1 protein-coding gene and 1 pseudogene are annotated in these 2,388 nt (G+C 58.0%); one reads left to right on the top strand and one right to left on the bottom strand.

The features are described from left to right. Positions 1 to 152: 152 nt before the first annotated feature. Positions 153 to 590 (bottom strand): annotated as a pseudogene (locus ACRESD_RS04500) (GNAT family N-acetyltransferase); the annotation flags it as partial. Positions 591 to 684: 94 nt separating this feature from the next. Here ACRESD_RS04500 and ACRESD_RS04495 point away from each other — a divergent pair. Continuing rightward, entirely contained in the window at positions 685 to 2,271 is a 1,587-nt protein-coding gene (locus ACRESD_RS04495) for a RimK family protein (RefSeq protein ID WP_431749820.1), read from the top strand. The last annotated feature ends 117 nt before the right edge of the window (positions 2,272 to 2,388 follow it).

The following is a 2,388-nucleotide window of genomic DNA, read 5'->3' as shown; positions in this document are numbered from 1 at the left end:
GCGCTGGGGGGCGAAGCCGCCCTAAATACAGGCACCTCGGTCTTTCTGAAAAACCGCGACGTCCTTGTTGGGGCGGCTTCGCCCCCCCGCGCGGGACAACCCCGCTCACTACATTAGTTGGTCCGTGCATTGGGGCAAGCCCCCCACAAGCATTTCTCTAGGCGCAGGGCAGGGGTGTGGTCTTGGTAGTAGTCGGTGATGAAGGCAAAACGTCGGTAGCCGTTGTGTTCGTACAGGGCGATGGCGCCGGAGTTGTCGGTGCGCACTTCAAGGCGCAGGCGGGCACATTCATGCACCTGGGCGCAGGCCTCGATACGCGCCAATAGCTGTTTGCCCAGGCCCATGCCCCGTGCGTGCTCGGCGATGGCGATGGAGTACAGTCGCGCCAGCGAGGTGCCACGGCGAAACAGCACCAGCGCATAACCCAGCAATTGCCGCTCATTCTCCGCCACCAGCAACTGGCCATGGGCACGGCTGACCATCCATTGGAAACTGCGTGGCGAGAGCCGGTCGGTGGTGAAACAGTGCTGTTCCAGTGCCATCAGTTCGGGCACATCAGCGGGGGTTGCAACGCGAAAGGAAAGAGCCATATGACCGCCGTAAAAGTGTCGTAACGAAACGGGACTTCTCTAAAAGATCGTGCTTAATAGAAAAGGTCGAGTTCTCTAAAGCGGATCAAATATTATGTCGGCGGTACAAAGTCATTGGCGTGAAGTATCCGAGCAAAGCGTCGCGGCGACAATCACTAATACAGGTTATTTTTCCGCACCGCCGAAAGCCACCAGTCAAGTTGTGATCATCGTCGAACGCAAGGAAGATTGGGCCTCTTACTTCCCCAGCGAAGACATCGTCACCGCCCAGGAATACCTGGAGCAGACCCGGGAAAACGAGAGTGGCAAGCGCGTGCAGGTGATCAACCTGTGCCGCAGCTACAAGTACCTGGGGCACGGTTACTACTGCTCGCTGTTGGCCGAAGCCCGTGGGCACAAGGTGATTCCGTCGGTGCGCACCATCAGCGAGCTGACAAGAAAATCGCTGTACGGCCTGGCTCTGGACGATCTGGATAAAACCCTCGATAAAGCCTTGAGCCACCACCTTTACAGTAATACCGAAGGTTTTACCCTGACCCTTTACTTTGGCCGGACCAATATAGAACCGTTGCAGGATCTGGCCCGCCAATTGTTTGAAGCCTTCCCGTGTCCGATTCTGTTAGTTGATTTCAAAAAGAATAACGGTTGGCATATCGAAGGCGTTAAATCGGGCGTGTTGCACAAGTTGCGCGATGATCAAGAAGATCAATTCGCCCACGCCCTGGACAACTTCAGCCGCAAGATCTGGCGCCAGCCGCGTTCACGTCGCCTGGCCCGTTATGACCTGGCCATCCTGCACGATCCCCTGGAGCAACTGCCGCCGTCCAACGCCAAAGCCCTGGATAATTTCATCCGCGTCGGCAAAGGCCTGGGTATTGATGTGGAGTTGATCGAACGCAAGGACTATTCGCGCTTGGCCGAGTACGACGCCTTGCTGATCCGCGAGACCACCAGCGTCGACAACCACACCTACCGCTTCGCCAAGAAAGCCGAAAGCGAGGGCCTGGTGGTGATGGACGACCCGGCGTCGATCCTGCGTTGCACCAACAAGGTCTACCTCACCGACCTGCTCAACAGCCACCGACTGGGCATGCCCGCCACCGAGATTCTCTATAAGGAACGACCGGAAGATTTTGAACGCGTCGGCGAGCGCCTGGGCTTTCCGCTGGTGCTGAAAATTCCCGACGGTTGTTTCTCCCGTGGGGTGATCAAGGTGGAAAGCCAGGAAGCACTGCTCAAGGCCACCGCCGAGTTGTTCGAACATTCGGTGCTGTTGCTGGCCCAGGAATTTTTCTACACCGAGTACGACTGGCGCATCGGCGTACTCAACCGCAAGCCGATCTTCGCTTGCCAGTACTTCATGTCCAAAGGGCATTGGCAGATCTACAACCACAAGGCCATCGGCCAGGACATCAACGGCGAATGCCGCACCCTGGCGGTCCACGAAGCGCCCAAGGCGGTGGTGGAGCTGGCCGTGAAGACCGCCAACCTGATCGGCGATGGCCTTTACGGCGTCGACCTCAAGCAGTCCGGCGACAAGGTGGTGGTGATTGAAGTGAACGACAACCCCAACCTGGACGCGGGCATTGAAGATGCCTATCTGCAGGACGACCTCTATGGCCTGGTGCTGGAGGAGTTCGTGCGGCGCCTGGAGTTGAAGCGCCAGGGTCAGGTCTGGTGACCCGTCCTTCAGGCCGCGTACTTTCGAGCGGCCAGATTGACTTGGTTTGAACACTGAACCCTGTGGGAGCTGGCTTGCCTGCGATGCGGTATACGCGGTGTTTCAGGAGTGCCGCAG

Origin of the sequence: Pseudomonas sp. (assembly GCF_050739995.1) — a bacterium.
Taxonomy (GTDB): domain Bacteria; phylum Pseudomonadota; class Gammaproteobacteria; order Pseudomonadales; family Pseudomonadaceae; genus Aquipseudomonas.
The sequence above is the reverse complement of the archived record's forward strand: the minus strand, read 5'-3'. Positions and strand labels throughout refer to the sequence as shown.

Bases quoted from the DNA above. Each gene is read 5' to 3' on its own strand.
- ACRESD_RS04495 (WP_431749820.1), top strand. From the start codon at position 685: ATGTCGGCGGTACAAAGTCATTGGCGTGAAGTATCCGAGCAAAGCGTC.